General features: G+C 59.1%; 16 protein-coding genes and 1 riboswitch. Of the genes, 12 read left to right on the forward strand and 4 right to left on the reverse strand.

Annotated features, from left to right (window positions below):
- Positions 1–46: 46 nt before the first annotated feature.
- From BJP05_RS03435 to BJP05_RS03480, 11 genes are all read left to right on the forward strand, one after another.
- A complete protein-coding gene (locus BJP05_RS03435) occupies positions 47–895 on the forward strand; it encodes a cytochrome c (RefSeq protein ID WP_070362191.1) in 849 nt (282 codons plus the stop codon).
- A complete protein-coding gene (locus BJP05_RS03440; protein WP_070362192.1) occupies positions 892–2,112 on the forward strand; it encodes a ubiquinol-cytochrome c reductase iron-sulfur subunit in 1,221 nt (406 codons plus the stop codon). The genes BJP05_RS03435 and BJP05_RS03440 overlap by 4 nt, the downstream gene beginning before the upstream one ends.
- Complete coding sequence (locus tag BJP05_RS03445; RefSeq protein ID WP_070362193.1) at positions 2,112–3,731, forward strand: cytochrome bc complex cytochrome b subunit; 1,620 nt, start codon at positions 2,112–2,114, stop codon at positions 3,729–3,731. Before BJP05_RS03440 ends, BJP05_RS03445 begins: the two co-directional genes overlap by 1 nt.
- 535 nt (positions 3,732–4,266) lie before the next feature.
- Positions 4,267–4,438, forward strand: a riboswitch (cyclic di-AMP (ydaO/yuaA leader).
- Positions 4,439–4,452: 14 nt separating this feature from the next.
- Complete coding sequence (locus BJP05_RS03450; protein WP_070362194.1) at positions 4,453–5,196, forward strand: C40 family peptidase; 744 nt, start codon at positions 4,453–4,455, stop codon at positions 5,194–5,196.
- Between the two features lie 125 nt (positions 5,197–5,321).
- Positions 5,322–6,368 carry a C40 family peptidase gene (locus BJP05_RS03455; RefSeq protein WP_083433139.1) on the forward strand — a complete coding sequence of 349 codons (1,047 nt, stop codon included), beginning with the start codon at positions 5,322–5,324 and terminating at the stop codon, positions 6,366–6,368.
- A gap of 5 nt (positions 6,369–6,373) precedes the next feature.
- Positions 6,374–7,519, forward strand: a complete 1,146-nt coding sequence (locus tag BJP05_RS03460; protein ID WP_070362196.1) for a glycosyltransferase family 4 protein — start codon at positions 6,374–6,376, stop codon at positions 7,517–7,519.
- An 11-nt stretch (positions 7,520–7,530) separates the two neighbouring features.
- Positions 7,531–8,502, forward strand: a complete 972-nt coding sequence (locus tag BJP05_RS03465) for an ROK family protein (protein ID WP_070362197.1) — start codon at positions 7,531–7,533, stop codon at positions 8,500–8,502.
- Positions 8,495–9,235: a 1-acyl-sn-glycerol-3-phosphate acyltransferase gene (locus tag BJP05_RS03470; RefSeq protein ID WP_070362198.1), complete on the forward strand. Its 741-nt coding sequence runs from the start codon at positions 8,495–8,497 to the stop codon at positions 9,233–9,235. Before BJP05_RS03465 ends, BJP05_RS03470 begins: the two co-directional genes overlap by 8 nt.
- 13 nt (positions 9,236–9,248) lie before the next feature.
- On the forward strand, positions 9,249–9,425 hold the full coding sequence (locus BJP05_RS11280) for a hypothetical protein (RefSeq protein ID WP_168156176.1): 177 nt from the start codon (positions 9,249–9,251) through the stop codon (positions 9,423–9,425).
- Positions 9,425–9,937 carry a polyadenylate-specific 3'-exoribonuclease AS gene (locus BJP05_RS03475; protein WP_070362199.1) on the forward strand — a complete coding sequence of 171 codons (513 nt, stop codon included), beginning with the start codon at positions 9,425–9,427 and terminating at the stop codon, positions 9,935–9,937. The genes BJP05_RS11280 and BJP05_RS03475 overlap by 1 nt, the downstream gene beginning before the upstream one ends.
- 86 nt (positions 9,938–10,023) lie before the next feature.
- Positions 10,024–11,412 (forward strand): class II 3-deoxy-7-phosphoheptulonate synthase, encoded by a 1,389-nt coding sequence (locus tag BJP05_RS03480; protein WP_070362200.1) that lies wholly within the window; start codon positions 10,024–10,026, stop codon positions 11,410–11,412.
- Between the two features lie 22 nt (positions 11,413–11,434).
- On the opposite strand, the gene BJP05_RS03485 is transcribed toward BJP05_RS03480, so the two are convergent.
- Positions 11,435–12,637 carry a protein kinase gene (locus BJP05_RS03485; protein ID WP_070362201.1) on the reverse strand — a complete coding sequence of 401 codons (1,203 nt, stop codon included), beginning with the start codon at positions 12,635–12,637 and terminating at the stop codon, positions 11,435–11,437.
- 48 nt (positions 12,638–12,685) lie between these two features.
- On the opposite strand from BJP05_RS03485, the gene BJP05_RS11380 reads away from it, so the two are divergent.
- Entirely contained in the window at positions 12,686–13,048 is a 363-nt protein-coding gene (locus BJP05_RS11380; RefSeq protein WP_240492798.1) for an Rv2175c family DNA-binding protein, read from the forward strand.
- Here BJP05_RS11380 and BJP05_RS03495 read toward each other — a convergent pair.
- Genes BJP05_RS03495 through BJP05_RS03505 form a run of 3 tightly spaced genes read right to left on the reverse strand, consistent with a single transcriptional unit; the run spans position 13,017 to position 16,233 of the window.
- Positions 13,017–14,489 carry an alpha-(1->6)-mannopyranosyltransferase A gene (locus tag BJP05_RS03495; protein ID WP_070362202.1) on the reverse strand — a complete coding sequence of 491 codons (1,473 nt, stop codon included), beginning with the start codon at positions 14,487–14,489 and terminating at the stop codon, positions 13,017–13,019. The genes BJP05_RS11380 and BJP05_RS03495 overlap by 32 nt on opposite strands.
- Before the next feature lie 2 nt (positions 14,490–14,491).
- Entirely contained in the window at positions 14,492–15,604 is a 1,113-nt protein-coding gene (locus BJP05_RS03500) for a polyprenyl synthetase family protein (protein ID WP_070362203.1), read from the reverse strand.
- A gap of 56 nt (positions 15,605–15,660) precedes the next feature.
- A complete protein-coding gene (locus BJP05_RS03505; protein WP_070362204.1) occupies positions 15,661–16,233 on the reverse strand; it encodes a GNAT family N-acetyltransferase in 573 nt (190 codons plus the stop codon).
- Between the last annotated feature and the right edge of the window lie 19 nt (positions 16,234–16,252).

A 16,252-nucleotide genomic window follows, 5' to 3' on the forward strand; every position in this document is an offset into this window, starting at 1 on the left:
GAAGGCCATTTATCTGTATTAGACACTGACGCTCAAAGGGAACAAGATGGAAAAATCACCTAAGAAAAAGCGCAGTCGGCGCAAGGCGCAGCGCACCTTTGCTGGTGCAGCAGCCTTGACGCTCGGCCTCACGGGTGCGGGTTTCCTCGCATCGGCGCTTGCCCCGAACGCGCAGGTCGCTACTGCGCAAAAAGATGACCAGGCAATGATTCAAGAAGGCAAGGACATTTACGACGTCGCTTGCATCACTTGCCATGGCGCAAACCTCCAGGGTGTTGAAGGCCGCGGCCCGTCCCTGATCGGCACCGGCGAAGGTGCTGTGTACTTCCAGGTCAACTCCGGACGTATGCCGATGATGTCGAATGACGCTCAGGCTGAACGCAAGCGTCCTCGTTACACCGAGTCCCAAGCACTGGCACTGGCTGCCTATGTTGCTGCCAACGGTGGGGGACCGGAGCTGGTGTACAACCCAGACGGTTCACTCGCGAAGGAAGAGCTTCGCGGTAAGAACTACGATGGCCAGATTCAGGCTGGCGACGTCGCACGTGGCGGCGAGCTCTTCCGCTTGAACTGCGCGTCTTGCCACAACTTCACCGGCCGCGGTGGCGCACTATCTTCTGGTAAGTATGCGCCGGAGTTGGACCCTGCGAATGAGCAGGAGATCTACCAGGCGATGCTGACTGGCCCGCAGAACATGCCAAAGTTCTCGGATCGCCAGCTCAGCGCCGACGAGAAGCGCGACATCATTGCGTTTATTAAGTCCTCGAAGGAAACCCCAAGCCCTGGCGGTTACGCCCTTGGTGGCCTTGGCCCAGTTTCTGAAGGTATGGCTATGTGGATGATCGGCGTAACGCTCGTTGCTGCCGCAGCTATCTGGATTGGATCGCGCTCATGAGTGAAGTAAACAAGAACTACACATCCCAAGATTTGGACCGCATGAATAATGCGGAGCTCGCTGCTCTGGGCACGGAACTCGACGACGTCACCGTTGCGTACCGCAAGGAGCGGTTCCCAGTTGATGGCGACCCACGCGAGAAGTCTTCCGAGCTCGGAATCAACATTTGGTTGATTATTTCGGTGCTCTGCGGAATCGCGTTCCTCGGTGTCTATCTCTTCTGGCCATGGGAGCCACGCTTCCATGGCGATGAAGGACTCTGGGTTTACACGCTTTACACGCCACTGCTCGGCCTTACCTCTGGTGTCGGTTTTGCCGCCCTGGGTATCGCGATCGTCCAGTACGTGAAGAAGTTCATCCCTGAGGAGATCTCCGTACAGCGTCGTCACGACGGCCGCTCTTCCGAATTGGACCGTCGCACGACGACCGCTCTTCTGAATGATGCCTGGGAGACTTCCACCCTTGGTCGTCGTAAGGCAATGAAGGGTCTGCTTGGCACCGCTGGTGTTCTCGCCGGCCTCATGGTCGTTGCACCCCTCGGTGGCATGATCAAAAACCCGTGGAAGAAGCGCCACGACCTTAACTACTTAGGTGATGGCACGCTTTGGACACACGGGTGGACCATGCAGGAGAAGGGCGTCAAGGTTTACCTCGGTCGCGACACTGGCGCGATCGCCGAGCTGCACGAAGGCGTAGCTGGCTCGCACTACTCCACGGCAGGTGTTTCCCGCCTGGTGCGTATGCGTCCAGAAGACCTCGCTGCTGCTTCCATGGAGACGGTATTCCCGCTCTACCCGGAGGATGTCAACGATGGTGACATTTACGACCCAGAGCGAGACGTATACGAACATCACATGCACTCGCTGCATGGCCCTCGTAATGCAGTTATGCTGATCCGCCTCCGCTCGGAAGACGCACGCCGCGTCGTTGAGCGTGAAGGTCAGGAAGATTTCCACTACGGGGATTACTACGCATACTCCAAGATTTGTACGCACATTGGTTGCCCGACCTCGCTTTACGAAGCGCAGACGAACCGCATCCTTTGTCCGTGCCACCAGTCGCAGTTCGACGCACTGCAGTACGGCAAACCGATCTTCGGACCGGCTGCCCGTGCTCTGCCTCAGCTTCCTGTGACTGTTGACGAAGACGGTTACCTCATCGCCAACGGAAACTTCATCGAGCCCGTCGGCCCGGCATTCTGGGAGCGTAAATCCTAATGAGTACTAAACTTGCACAAGCCGCGGACAACGTTGATTCGCGGTACACGGTAGCCGGTTTCCTCCGGCCACAGTTGAATAAGGTCTTCCCGAGCCACTGGTCTTTCATGCTCGGTGAGATGGCGCTGTACAGCTTCATTATCTTGCTGCTGACAGGTATTTACCTCGCGCTGTTCTTTGACCCTTCCATTACGAAGGTGATCTACGACGGCGGGTACCTACCGCTCAACGGCGTGGAAATGTCACGCGCGTACGCCACGGCTCTGAATATTTCATTCGAGGTCCGCGGTGGCCTGTTCGTTCGTCAGATGCACCACTGGGCTGCGCTGATGTTCATGATGGCGATGTTCGCCCACATGATGCGTATCTTCTTCACCGGTGCGTTCCGCCGCCCACGTGAGGCTAACTGGGTCATCGGCGTTACCCTGATTCTCATCGGCATGGCCGAAGGCTTCATGGGTTACTCCCTGCCAGACGACCTGCTCTCTGGTGTTGGCCTCCGTATTATGTCTGCCATTATTGTTGGTATCCCGATCATCGGTACCTGGATGCACTGGGCAATCTTCGGCGGCGACTTCCCGTCTGACCTTATGCTGGACCGCTTCTACATCTTGCACGTTCTGATCCTCCCGGGCGTGATCCTGGCTCTGATCGCAGCGCACCTGCTGCTCGTCTGGTTCCAGAAGCATACCCAGTTCCCAGGCCCCGGCCGTACGGAGAACAACGTTGTTGGCATCCGCATTATGCCGGTCTTCGCAGTCAAGGCGATCGGCTTCATGATGGTTGTCTTCGGTGTCCTCGCTGCTATGGCTGGTCTGACCACCATCAACGGCATTTGGAACATCGGCCCATACAACCCGTCGCAGGTCTCTGCCGGTTCGCAGCCTGACGTTTACATGCTGTGGACTGACGGCGCAGCTCGTGTCATGCCAGCGTGGGAGCTCTACCTCGGCCCGTACACCATTCCGGGTGCCTTCTGGGTTGCCCTCATGTGTGGCGTCATGGTCGTCCTGCTGATCAGCTACCCGTTCATCGAAGCGAAGGTGACCGGTGACACGGCGCACCACAACCTGCTGCAGCGCCCACGTGACGTTCCAGTGCGTACCGGCCTCGGTGTGATGGCACTCGTGTTCTTCCTGTTGCTGACGATTTCCGGTGGCAACGACCACGTTGCTCACTTCTTCCAGATCTCGCTGAACGCGATGACCTGGTTCGGTCGCATCGGTCTCATTGTCTTGCCGCCGTTCGCATACTGGCTGACCTACCGTATCTGTGTTGGTCTGCAGCGTTCCGACCGTGAGGTTCTGGAGCACGGTATCGAAACGGGCATCATCAAGAAGCTGCCTAACGGTGCGTTTGTGGAGATCCACCAGCCGCTTGGCCCAGTCGACGAGCATGGACACCCAGTGCCGCTCGATTACGCTGGTGCTCCGGTTCCGAAGCGCCTCAACCAGCTCGGCTTCGCTGACTCCGAGACCATCGGTAAGTTCAAACCTGCTGAGCTTGGCGTTTCCGAGCGCGTCCGGGACGCGCAGCGCGAGAACCACCATGAGGAGATCGAGACGTTGCGCAAGCTCGAGGAAACCAAACACCTCGATGACCGCAATGCTTCTGAATAGGCTCTAACACACTAGCGGTCGCTCAAGGCGCCCTGGTTGGTTGTACGAGAGTACAGCTGGCCAGGGCGTTTTTGTATGTCTGGTCAGTTCACTTTTGGAACCCAGCACCTTTATCTCACTCGTGCTATGACACAAGCCCACTTCAGGCTTCGTTCTGTTACGGCACTTGGTATAAATGCGGAGCAATGGCTCACCGCTTCACGTCTGAAGGCGGAGGAATTTGAAGCCATTTCGAAGCGTTATGGAAGCGTTACACAATATTAGTGAGTAATGTCACATAAGAGTGATTTAGTGCATTCTTACCAAATCGGCTCTCTGTGTACAGGTGAGGAAGGTTCGCAAAAGCGCAGGTAGAAGGTCATTCGTCAGGTTCGGTACATTGTGGCGCTCTGCTTGTAGTTCTCAGGAAAATTCGCGCGGAATGAGGGGAGGGAAAAATAACGGAACGATAACGGCCGTGTCGTTGGACAAAGATGTTTCCGTTTCGTAACCTAATCGAGACATTGCAGCAACAGCCGTTGAAAGCAAACAGTAAGTACATATAACGCCTAATTCCCTGAGCCTTAGTGGCTTCGGGAAGCCGGGGACCCAAGCAGGATTTTCTCTCTGGGGTGAATGCGAACGAGAGCGGAGTTTTCCGTGGAAGTCGTAAGGCTGGTTCTCTAGCCCAACCCGTCAGCTAACTCGGTCGGCAAAAGAGAAGATATGGAGTTTTACAATTATGGCTAAGCACCGTCGTCAGGCACACAGCACTGCACGTAACGTCGCGGTAGTGACCGCAGCAGCTGCAGGTGCCTCGCTGCTCTCGCCAATCTCTGCAGAGGCGGCTGAGGTTCGCGTCCCGAACTCGCCGGTAGCTGTTCAGGTCCCAGGTATTGAGAACGTGCCGGGCATCGCTGCGATTCCTGGCATCGAGGCTTGGATCCCATCCCTGGCAGGTCAGAAGTCCAATGCTGATGTCCCTACGGCAATTGCGCAGGTTCGAGCGGTTCCTGGCGTCAACAACGTACCTTCGTTTGGTGCATGGCTGGCAAACGTCGAGGCTCAGTTCAAGGCGCCAGTCGCGAAGGCATACTCCGCAAACGTTGCTGCGCCGGCAGTTGCTCCAGCGCCGCAGGTCTCCGCAGGTCAGCGCCTGGTCGATATTGCACGTACAAAGATTGGTGCTGCATACGTATACGGCGCTGCGGGCCCGAACGTGTTCGACTGCTCCGGTTTCACCTCCTGGGTATATGCGCAGGCTGGTAAGTCCATCCCTCGTACCTCGCAGGCGCAGGCGGCTGCGGGTACTCCGGTTCCGCTTGATCAGCTTCAGCCTGGTGACATCGTGGCTTACTACGGTGGCGCTTCCCACGTTGGTATCTACACCGGCAACGGCACCATCATTGATGCACTGAACACCAACGCACCGGTCGCTGAGCGTCCGCTGCACATGATGCCAGTGCACTCCGCTGTGCGCTTCTAAGCACGGTATTTATCGGCCGATCCAAACGATTGTGGTGGGGGTCGGCAGAAGAATTACAAGATTGTAACTTTAAGCCCCTCTCGCTATATTGGTGATAGTTTTTCTTGCCAGCGAAGGGGCTTTAAGTGGCTAAACACTCTTTACATGCGCGTCATGTTGCAAATGGGCGTTCCTGGGGGAAGCGCGTGGCGCTGGGTGCATCGCTCTCTGTCGTTGTGGGCAGTAGCGTTGCTGCTCCGTCCGCAGTAGCGGATGATGTCGAGGAACTGATTCATCAGGTTGATGAGCTTTCGCATGAGGTCACCGCAAAGGTAGAAGAGCTCAAGGGCGTCGAGGATGATATTGCCGCGAAGTCGGAGGAACTTGAGCGCTTGCAGTCTGACGCGGCGGATGCGCGTACCCAAGTCCAAGCTGCGAAAATCGCTCGTGATGATCTCCAAAGGGAAGTAGACCGCCTCGCTGCTTCCCGGTACCGCAACGTCCAGGCCGATGTGATCCTTACAACGCTGGACTCTGGTAGTCCCCAGACTGCTATTGACCGTGCTGCGTACCTGGATTCGCTGTCCCGCAAGCAGCAAAGCGTGCTCCGCGAGTACGAAGGCGCTGCCCAGGACGCGGCAACGAAGGCGAATGCTGCAAACGTAGCCCTTGCGGAAGCGCAGTATCTCCGAAATGACCTTGATTCAAAGCGTTCGAAGCTCGAGCGTGAGCGCGAGGCGCTGCAGGGACAGATTGAGGAGATTGAGGCGCGCGTCGATAATTTGTCGCCGGAAGCGCGTTCGTTGTGGGAGGGACGTCTGCACCCCGTTGATGCTGGCTCGTTGCCTCCGGTGGGGGATGGGGTTGTCGGTGCCGCGCTCGCGCAGGTTGGCAAGCCTTATGGCTGGGGCGCGACGGGGCCGTCGGCGTTCGACTGCTCTGGGCTCATGGTGTGGGCTTACGGGCAGAACGGTAAGGCGATCCCGCGTACCTCGCAGGCTCAGCTTGCTGGTGGCATGCCGGTGAGCATGGGGGATCTGCAGCCAGGTGACATTGTCGGTTATTACCCGGGAGTGACGCACGTTGGCATGTATATCGGCGACGGCATGGTTGTGCATGCCTCTGACTACGGTATTCCGGTTCAGGTTGTCCCGTTGAATTCGATGCCGGTCCAGGGCGCTGTCCGTTACTAGGCACCATGACTGTTTTATTGGTGACGAATGATTTCCCACCGACTGTCGGTGGGATTCAGTCGTACTTGCGGGATTATGTGCAGGAGGTCGTTCACCGTCGTGGGGCGCAGAGCATCATTGTGTTTGCCTCGATGCAGGATAAGGCGGCTGCTCTCGCATGGGATGCGGAACAGCCGTACACGATTATTCGTTGGCCTTTTCCGGTGATGTTGCCTACTCCTGCTGTCCGGAGGATGATGCAGCGAATTATCAGGGAACAGCACGTCGATACGGTGTGGTTTGGTGCTGCAGCTCCTCTTGGAGTGATGGGGGGTGCTGCGAAGCGTGCGGGTGCTTCGCGGGTTGTGGCAACGACGCATGGCCATGAGGTCGGGTGGTCAATGTTTCGCGTTGGTCGTCGACTGCTGCGAACGATTGGCGGTAGTGCCGATGTAATCACGTACATTTCGGAGTACACACTGGGGCGATTCAAGGAAGCGTTTGGTCCGAATCCTCAGTTCGTTGCGCTTCCCTCAGGCGTATCGACGTCCCGCTACGCGCCCGCAACGCAGCAGGAGAAGTTGGAGACCAGAGCTTCGTTCCGAATCGGCGCGGAGTCTCCGCTGATTGTGTGTGCGTCGCGTCTGGTGAAACGCAAAGGGCAAGACCGGTTGATCCGCGTCCTGCCGCGAGTGCGCCAGCGGGTGCCGGGTGCACAGTTGGTGATTGTTGGGGAGGGGCCGTATGCCCGTCGGCTTCACGCGATGGCGGAGGGCGTCGACGGTGTCAGGTTCACCGGGCGGGTCAGCGACGATGACCTGTGTCGAATCGTTGCGGCTGCAGACGTGTTCGCGATGCCGGTTCGTACCCGCGGCGGAGGCCTCGACGTTGAGGGTCTCGGGATTGTGTTTCTCGAGGCCCAGGCGTGTGAGGTGCCGGTGGTCGCTGGTGATTCGGGCGGTGCGCCGGAAACGGTGACGGACCACAGCGGAGTGGTCGTCGATAAGAATGATGATGCACTTGTCGCGGCGTTGGTGCGTCTGCTGCGTGATCCCCTGCTGCGGGAATCGATGGGGGAGGCGGGTCGACGCCATGTGCAGCGGGAGTTTTCGTGGCAGGTGTTGGGGGAGCGGTGTGAGAAATTATTATTTTCTCAGGCTCTCGGCGACTAGCATGGTCATGTATGTCTACTGAATCCAAGCTGACTGTCGGTTTTGATATCGGCGGGACGAATACTCGCGCAGCAGTGGTTGATGACTCTGGGCGCATCGTTGCATCGATATCTACTGGTACTCCGCAGACTGGTGATGAGCTTATCGACGTCATCGTCGATATGGTGCGGCAGCTGCAGCGGGAGTACGTGGTTGATGCTGTCGGCTTGGCTATCGCCGGTTTTCTTGACCCGGACTGCGAGATCGTGCGGTTCGCCCCGCATTTGCCGTGGCGCAACGACCAGCCGGTTCGGGCGCAGCTTGAGGAGGCTCTGGGGCTACCAGTCCGCCTTGAGCACGACGCGAACGCGGCAGCCTGGGGTGAATACCGATTTGGCGCAGCAAAGGATGCGGATATCTGGGTGTTCTTTGCCGTCGGTACCGGTATCGGCGCAACGCTGATGATTGATGGCAAGATTTACCGCGGATCGTTCGGCACTGCCCCCGAGTTCGGGCACTTGACTGTTGTGCCAGATGGTCGCGTGTGTTCCTGCGGTAAGCAGGGCTGCTTGGAGCGGTACGCCTCGGGCACGTCGTTGGTGGACTGTGCTTTGGAGGTCGCAGCGCACGGCGGTTTTAAGAAGTGCGGTTTGTACCGGAAAGTCGTCGATAAGCGGGCGACGGGCCATGACGTGATGGAGGCTGCACGCGAGGGCGATGAGCTTGGCGTGAAGGCGCTTGCGAGTTTTGCGGAGTGGCTGGGCCGTGGTTTGTCGATAGTGGCTGACGTTATGGATCCGGGCCTGGTGGTTCTTGGCGGTGGCGTGAGCGCCGACGCAGACCTCTTTATGGAAGATGCCAAGGATTCGTTGCGTCGTAACATGGTTGGCTCCGGGTACCGCCCTGTTCCGGAGATTCTATGCGCAGAGCTGGGCCCGCAGGCAGGTATGATCGGTGTCGCAGACTTGGCTCGTGAGGATCTAGCAGGGAGACACCGTGCATAACAAGTGGTATTCGGCGTTTAAAGCGTTGCTAGGTCCAGCGCTGCTCGTGTGGAACCGTCCCACGATTGAAGGCGCGGAGCATGTGCCGGACGAAGGTGGCGTCATTCTTGTCTCGAACCACCAAGCGGTGATGGATTCGTTCTATCTGCCGCTGATGCTGCGTCGGCAAATCACGTTTCCGGCGAAGAGCGAGTACTTTACACAACCTGGTTTGAGGGGCAGGTTCAAGCGGTTTTTCTTTACCGCTGTTGGTCAGATCCCTGTGCATCGCGGTGATTCGAATGCGGGCGCGAACCTGCAGCAGGCTGCGCGCGAGGTGATTGTTGATCGCAACGACGTGTTCGGTATCTACCCGGAAGGCACGCGTTCACCGGATGGTCGCATCTACAAGGGGCGCACCGGTATGGCTCGTGTCGCGATGGACACGGGAGCGCCGGTGATCTTGGTGGCCATGATTGGCACCCGCGAGGCGAACCCGATCGGGTCGGTACTTCCGCGCCCGGCGAAGGTCCGCATCAAGCTCAGCGAACCTATTGACCCGCACGCTTGGGCGACGGAGCACGGATTTGATCCGCACTCGCGGGAGGTGATGCGTCCGTTTACGGACTTCGTGATGCACAAGATGTCTGCGTTGTCCGGGTACCCGTACGTGGATGTGTATGCTTCGGACGTCAAAAAGCATCTGGAAGAGACGGGGCGCTACCCTGAGGGCGCCGAGCCCGAAGAGGATTAAGTAAGGACGTTTGATGGACCGGGACCTCGTTACTCGTATTGTGCTCGTGTGCTGCGCGGTGGGAGCGTATCTCGTCACGAGTGATCTTGAGATAGCCAGGAATGTGATTTCGCCGCTACTCGTACTGTTCGTTGCAGCGGTGATGTTTTGGCCACGCAAACCTGAGGGCCCGGAGGGTGAGGCGAACTAGTGCGTTACTTTTACGACACAGAGTTCATCGAAGACGGCTCGACCATTGAGCTAGTCTCCATCGGCATCGTCGCGGAGGACGGCCGTGAATACTACGCGGTGTCCAATGAGTTTGACGCCACGCGTGCGAACCAGTGGGTGCGCGACAATGTCTTGGATAAACTGCCCGGTGCGGGTCACCCCGCATGGAAGTCGCGGGAGCAGATCCGCAGCGAGGTCTACGATTTCTTGACGACGCCCCGCTCTGCCCCGGAGCTTTGGGCATGGGTGGGGGCGTACGATCACGTTGTGCTGGCGCAGCTGTGGGGTGACATGACCGGGTTGCCGAAGAACCTTCCGCGCTTTACTCGTGAGCTGAAGCAGTACTGGGAAATGGCGGGGCGGCCGAGGCTGCCACAGGTGCCGCGCGGGAACCACGATGCATTGGTAGATGCGCGCCATAACTTGAAGAAGTACCGCGTATGCGCGGAGTATTTGCCGCTTGACCGGCTTGGCCGCGCGTCTAGATCGTGAGACGCGCGTTTCACACTTTGAGTCTGTGCAGGTATTCGCGCCGCAAAGTTGTGGTATTCGTCGCAGCTTCGTGCTAAACATTAAGTGTGAGTTGGACAGTAGATATCCCCAAAGAAGTTCTCCCCGATTTGCCACCGCTCCCGGGAGACCTCAATGCACAGTTCCAGGACGCGTTGTCGCGTGACGCAAAGCAGCAGCCGAGCTGGGACCGTCATGAGGCTGAGTATGTGCGGAAGATTCTCGAATCTGTACCGCCGGTAGTTCTTGCCCCAGAGGTTGAAGAGCTCAAGCAGAAAATGGCGAAGGTCGCTAACGGTGAGGCGTTTTTGCTTCAGGGTGGTGACTGCGCAGAGACATTTGAGTCCAACACAGAGCCTCATATCCGCGCGAACGTGCGTACACTCTTGCAGATGGCGGCGGTGTTGACGTATGGCGCGTCGATGCCCGTAGTGAAGCTCGGGCGTATCGCCGGGCAGTACGCAAAGCCACGTTCATCCGATCTCGACGGCAACGGCTTGCCGAATTACCGCGGTGACATCGTCAATGGCGTCGAACCGACTCCGGAGGCGCGTCGCCATGATCCCGCTCGCATGGTCCGCGCGTACGCAAATGCGTCTGCGGCTATGAACCTGGTTCGTGCGCTTACTGCGTCCGGTACCGCGGACCTGCACAACATCAACACTTGGAACCGCGAGTTTGTGACCAACTCGCCGGCGGGTGCACGCTACGAGGCGCTCGGCCGTGAGATTTCGCGCTCGCTTGCGTTCATGGATGCTTGTGGCGTGAGCGACGAACACCTCCGGACCTCGGAGATTTACGCCTCCCACGAAGCTCTGCTTGTGGACTACGAGCGCGCAATGCTGCGCCTCGCCGAAGACGATCAGGGGGAGACGCGGCTGTATGACCTGTCCGCGCATCAGCTGTGGATCGGCGAGCGCACTCGCGATCTCGATGACTTCCATGTGAACTTCGCCGCGATGATCGATAACCCGATCGGCATCAAGTTGGGGCCGACGACCACTCCGGAAGAAGCCGTGGCGTACGCGGATAAGCTCGACCCGAATTTCGAGCCTGGCCGTTTGACGATGGTGATCCGGATGGGGCACGACAAGATTCGCGAAGTGTTGCCAGGCATCGTCAACGCCGTCGAGGCATCTCGCCATAAGGTGATTTGGCAAAGCGACCCGATGCACGGCAACACGTTTACGGCGTCAAATGGTTACAAGACCAGGCACTTTGACAAGATTCTGGATGAGGTCCAGGGCTTCTTCGAGGTGCACCGTCAGTTGGGCACGCACCCGGGTGGCATCCACATTGAGCTGACCGGCGAAGCGGTCACCGAGTGCCTCGGCGGTGCGCAGGACATCACTGACGTTGACCTGCCAGGCCGCTACGAATCTGCCTGCGACCCGCGCTTGAACACTGAGCAGGCGCTCGAGTTGGCCTTCCTCGTAGCGGAGATGTTGCGCTACTAAGATTGCGCGCAGTGGTGGCGCCTTAGGGCATCGGTAGGAGGATCTGCGGAATCTCGCCGTACATGCCGGACCCGAGCCACCAGCCGCCCACCGCAACCAAGCCTGTGCAGATTGCGCTGAACACTAGGAAAACTGCCAGGCCGATTCCCGAGCGGTTGCTCACCGGCTTGCGAGGTCGCGCCGGGGAAAGCGGGGCTTGCGGTGGAGCCGGGGCTGGCACCTGTGGTGGTGGCGGCGCAGGTACCGGGGGCTGGACTGTCGGCGCATCTACACGAGTTCTTGGGGAATCATCTGTTGAATTCGGCCGGAGGCGAAACTGCGTGGGGTGAGCTGCGGCACGATTCGCTGCGGAATGCCTTGGTGCTGGTACCGCGTAGGGTGGTAGCTCAAGCGCGTCCGCTACGTCGTTGAGCGCAGCGAGGAACTCCGATGCATCATGGAAGCGGTCGTGGGGGTCGGTCGCGGTGGCGGTGGCCACGAGTTCGTCGAAAAGCTTTGGTACGCCTCCGATCCGAGAGCTGGGCGCGGGCACCACATCATGTAGCCGTGCGAAGGCGTGCGCGATGGGGGTATCGCCGTTGAAGGGCTGCTGGCCGGTGAGTAGCTCAAAGAGCACGATGCCCGCGGAATAGACGTCGGAGGCCTGCGTGATCGGTGAACCGTCCACTTGCTCGGGGGAGAGGTAGGCGACCGTACCTACGATCTGGTCGGTGGAATGCGTGATGTCTGAGACTGCGCGCACAAGGCCGAAGTCCGCAAGCTTGACGCTGTGATCGCTGTTAATCAGGATATTGTCCGGTTTGATATCGCGGTGCACCATTCCTTTTTGGTGCGCGACCGCGAGGCCAGTGAGCACAGCCCGCATTACCTCGGCGGCGGCGTGCGGTGGCATGGGACCGCGCTCGGCGAGCAGCTCACGCAGTGTTCCACCGGTAATGAGCTCCATGATTAAAAATACTTGGTTCGTGGGTTCGCCTTGGGCAGCGAAGTCGTACACGTTGACCAGGTTGGGGTGGGAAAGCTGGGCCATCGCCCGAGCTTCTCGACGAAACCTCTCACGAAACACGCTGTCATGCACGTAGGACTCGTGCATCACCTTGGCGGCAACTTCACGGCCTAAACGCGTATCGACGCAGCGGTATACCGTCGCCATGCCACCGCGTGCGATGGGGCGATCGATGATGTACCGGTTGTCCAGCGTGTCTCCAACTGCGAGCTGTGCCATGCGCTCCAGTATGGCCCAAACGTGCTCTCGACGCGTAAACTGTCGGTCGTGAGTGCTCAACAGACTATTGATTCTTTGCTCGAACACGATGAACTGCTGACCTTTCCCGAAGTTGCGGAAACACTCGGCGTTCCAGTCACAAAAATCCACGACTATGTTCACGCCGACAAGCTCCTCGTTTACCGCAAGGACGGCGTGAATTACATTCCTGCGCTCCTGCTGGCGGACGGCGAAATGTCAAAGTTCATCAGCGGTGCAATCACCGTGCTTGCGGACGGCGGCTTTTCCCCCGAAGAGTCGCTCCAGTACCTATTCACCCCCGATGAATCACTGAGCGGCCGTCCAATCGACGCGCTGCACGGCCATGGTGCCCGCGAAGTTATTCGCCGAGCACAGGCGATGGCGTTTTAGCCTGCTTGAACGGCCACACCGCAAGCACTGCTGCAAAGGCCACGAACGGTGCCGCGACGAGGAACCAGGCATCGTAAAAGCGGTGGTTACCGCCGCCTGTAAACGCCAGCACGATGATCACGCTCGCACCCACGGCGACCTGTTGCACCCACCGCGGTGCCCGGAAAGTTCCCACGAGTGCCAAAATCGACGCGTAGTACCAGGGGAGCGTGACCGCATTCGTGATGAACGCGGCGACGTACGCGGCGGTCGTGCCCTGGACAGCGCGCACGTCGTTCGCTGCACCCGGTTTCGGGCGGAACCACCACCACACAACGGCTAACGCCACCAACATCAGGATGGAAGCGGCCGCGCGCACGACAACGAGCAGGCTGTTGTAGTAGAAGTGGTCGTCGAAAAGCTGGAACCCGGGAGTGAGTATCTCGGTGACCAGCGTGGGCCCTGCCAACGGGTTGATCACCTTCGAGTTGCCGGAGATCTCAGCCAGCCATCCCCACGACGCGCCAGACGCCGCGGTGACAACATAAAGCACCCCGCCTGTCAGCGCGATAGACCAAGCCGTGGCAAGGATGAACACGCCGCACTTCTTAAGCACAGATGCTGATGCACCCGCGAAATGGGCAACCATCAGCCACACGATGAAAGGCATCGCCACGGCAGCCGTGGCCTTGAGCGAGACCGCAACAGCCACCACAGCGATGGCGCCACTAAAAGTGGCGAAGGTTGCTGGGCGGCCTAGTGCCCACACGATGCCGACGCTGACGAGCCCCACCATCACGGCCTCGTTGTGCATGCCGCCAACCATATGCAGCAGCATCAAGGGGTTCGTCGCTCCAATCCAGAGCGCAAATGCACTGTCGCCGCCGAGCTGCTGCGCAATTTTCGGGACCGTGATGATAATCAGCGCGAAACCCGCCAGCGCTAGGAGCCGATATGCAACGATGCCGGCGCCTACACTATCGCCAGTTACCAGTGTGATCAGCTTGCCTAACCCCAGGTGCAGCGGACCGTACGGGGTGGTGGTGTTGCGCCAGTCGTGCGAGACTTCCCACAGCAGCGGGCCGGGGTTGACGGCCGCACCTTCTGAGTATGGGTCGAAGCCGTCGCGAAGCATGGCGCCTTGCATCAGATAGGAGTACACGTCGCGCGAGAGCATCGGTGCGCTCAGCGCGAGTGGTGCGGTCCACAGCCAGGTGGTGCGCCGTACCGTATCGAAGGTGGGACGCGTACGCCACAGCCACAGCCAGGCAAGCAACAACAAAACGATGCCGACGCTCATCGTGATGTCCATGAGCGCACGCCCGTGCCCGTACGTCAAATTGTCGACGCCCAACATACGCATCACGCCGCCACGGTTGCGGGTGGCGCCGGCCCCAAAGGAACCAAGGGCCACCAAGATACTTGCCAGCAGCCCTAGTCGTGTCGGCGAAAGAGACTTCATTGCTACATACGCCTAGCCGTGGCTTTGATAGCTAAGTCACGCATGAACTGCGCAACTGCATCATCAATCCCTGCGTCCGAAAGGTGCTGCAGGCCTGATTCAGTGAGGCGGTCGATGCGCGCCTCTACTGCCTCGACGGCGCCACTTTCTTGAATAAGCTCTGCGAGTTCGGAAAGCTCCTCTGGCGATGCTGCGACACCAATCCCGTCGCGAAGGCGTTGCGCTGCGGCAGGATCGGACGCGTCCAAGTTTGCCAGCGCAGTGGCGAACAAGACGGTACGCTTGCCCTCACGGATATCGTCGCCAGCCGGCTTGCCGGTCACCTCAGGTTCACCGAAGACCCCAAGGATGTCATCGCGGAGCTGGTACGCAATGCCAATATCACGTCCGTAACCACGGAACGCGGCGATCGTTGCATCCGGCGCGCCGGCAATCGCGGCGCCAAGGTGGAGCGGCCGTTCAATCGTGTACGCAGCGGTCTTGTACCGATTCACCTTGTCTGCGAGCTCAACAGATTCGCTGCCCTTAGCCTCTAACATGATGTCCAGCAGCTGGCCGCCGATCACCTCAGTGCGCATCCCCACCCACGGCTTCGCCGCGCGGTCGAGGGCATCATTCGTGAGCCCCGAGTATCGCCACATGTCTTCTGCCCACACCAGCGCAAGATCGCCAATCAAAATGGCCGAGTGCTCGCCGAACGAAGCGGCGTCACCACGGTAGCCTTCGTTGCGGTGCGTAGCCTCAACCGCGCGGTGCACTGTTGGGTTGCCGCGCCGGGTGTCGGAGGCGTCGATAATGTCGTCGTGGATGAGCGCACATGCCTGAATGAACTCGAGCGAGCTCACTGCGCGCAGCACCGCGTCGGGGTTCTCCTGGCTGTGGTCAAGCCCTCCTGCGCCGATGAAGCCAGCCCAACCGTAGAGTGGCCGTATCCGCTTGCCTCCACCGAGGACAAACTTGCGCAGGTAAGAGACTGCGTCCTCCACTGGGGCACCAATTTCCGCGACTACCGATTCCTGGCCGTCGAAGAACACGCGAAGCTGCTCCTCAACAAGTGCGGGGATAGCCTCGAGCGTCGGCCCTTGTGAGGATACTTCAGACACGTTGTGCTCCATTCCAGAATCTGTCGTAGACGTATGCACCTAGAGACTACCGAGTTACCACGACAAACCTACAACATTGGTGAGGCGCTGAGTGGCAGCGATCGCCCAAGAATCGCAAATGGCCGCGGATCAGCGGGGTAGAGGTAGTTACGTGCGACGTCGGAGAACCCAAATTTGCGGTAGAGCTTGAACGCACCGTTGTCCTCGTGCTCGACCTCAGGGGTAGACAGTAGAGCAAATTTTGCCGGCGCAAGGCGCAGGAGCTCCCGGAGCAACCTCGCGCCGATACCTCTCCCTTGATAGCTAGGGAGCACATGGATTTCAGCGACCTCAAAGTAGCTTTGGAGTAACTCCTTTTCGCTTTTCGACGGCCCCCCTTGCATGGCAAGCGCCCGCCTGAGCTGCTGATCCCACCATCGTTCACGCTGTCCCAACATTCCGTATGCAATGCCGATGATCGTGTCGTCAGCAACTGCCGCGATTGCAGTGAAGCCTGGGGAGAGAGCCTCTTGGCGCCAGGAGGAGATGCGTTGCGCCCGAACATTGACCGGGTAGTCCATGGCCTCTATATAGAGGTCGACGAGTGCAGGCGTTGCAAGAAGGTACTCGGCCGATGTGAGTCGGCGGATTTCGGTCTTCATGCCTTTATCGAACCATGAG

The sequence above is a fragment of the Corynebacterium sp. NML98-0116 genome, assembly GCF_001767255.1.
In the GTDB taxonomy this organism is placed as follows: domain Bacteria; phylum Actinomycetota; class Actinomycetes; order Mycobacteriales; family Mycobacteriaceae; genus Corynebacterium; species Corynebacterium pseudogenitalium.

Bases quoted from the DNA above. Each gene is read 5' to 3' on its own strand.
- BJP05_RS03445 (WP_070362193.1), top strand. From the start codon at position 2,112: ATGAGTACTAAACTTGCACAAGCCGCGGACAACGTTGATTCGCGGTAC.
- BJP05_RS03465 (WP_070362197.1), top strand. From the start codon at position 7,531: ATGTCTACTGAATCCAAGCTGACTGTCGGTTTTGATATCGGCGGGACG.
- BJP05_RS03440 (WP_070362192.1), top strand. From the start codon at position 892: ATGAGTGAAGTAAACAAGAACTACACATCCCAAGATTTGGACCGCATG.
- BJP05_RS03505 (WP_070362204.1), bottom strand. From the start codon at position 16,233: ATGAAGACCGAAATCCGCCGACTCACATCGGCCGAGTACCTTCTTGCA.
- BJP05_RS03495 (WP_070362202.1), bottom strand. From the start codon at position 14,489: ATGAAGTCTCTTTCGCCGACACGACTAGGGCTGCTGGCAAGTATCTTG.
- BJP05_RS03435 (WP_070362191.1), top strand. From the start codon at position 47: ATGGAAAAATCACCTAAGAAAAAGCGCAGTCGGCGCAAGGCGCAGCGC.
- BJP05_RS03500 (WP_070362203.1), bottom strand. From the start codon at position 15,604: ATGGAGCACAACGTGTCTGAAGTATCCTCACAAGGGCCGACGCTCGAG.
- BJP05_RS03485 (WP_070362201.1), bottom strand. From the start codon at position 12,637: ATGGCACAGCTCGCAGTTGGAGACACGCTGGACAACCGGTACATCATC.
- BJP05_RS11280 (WP_168156176.1), top strand. From the start codon at position 9,249: ATGGACCGGGACCTCGTTACTCGTATTGTGCTCGTGTGCTGCGCGGTG.
- BJP05_RS03450 (WP_070362194.1), top strand. From the start codon at position 4,453: ATGGCTAAGCACCGTCGTCAGGCACACAGCACTGCACGTAACGTCGCG.
- BJP05_RS03460 (WP_070362196.1), top strand. From the start codon at position 6,374: ATGACTGTTTTATTGGTGACGAATGATTTCCCACCGACTGTCGGTGGG.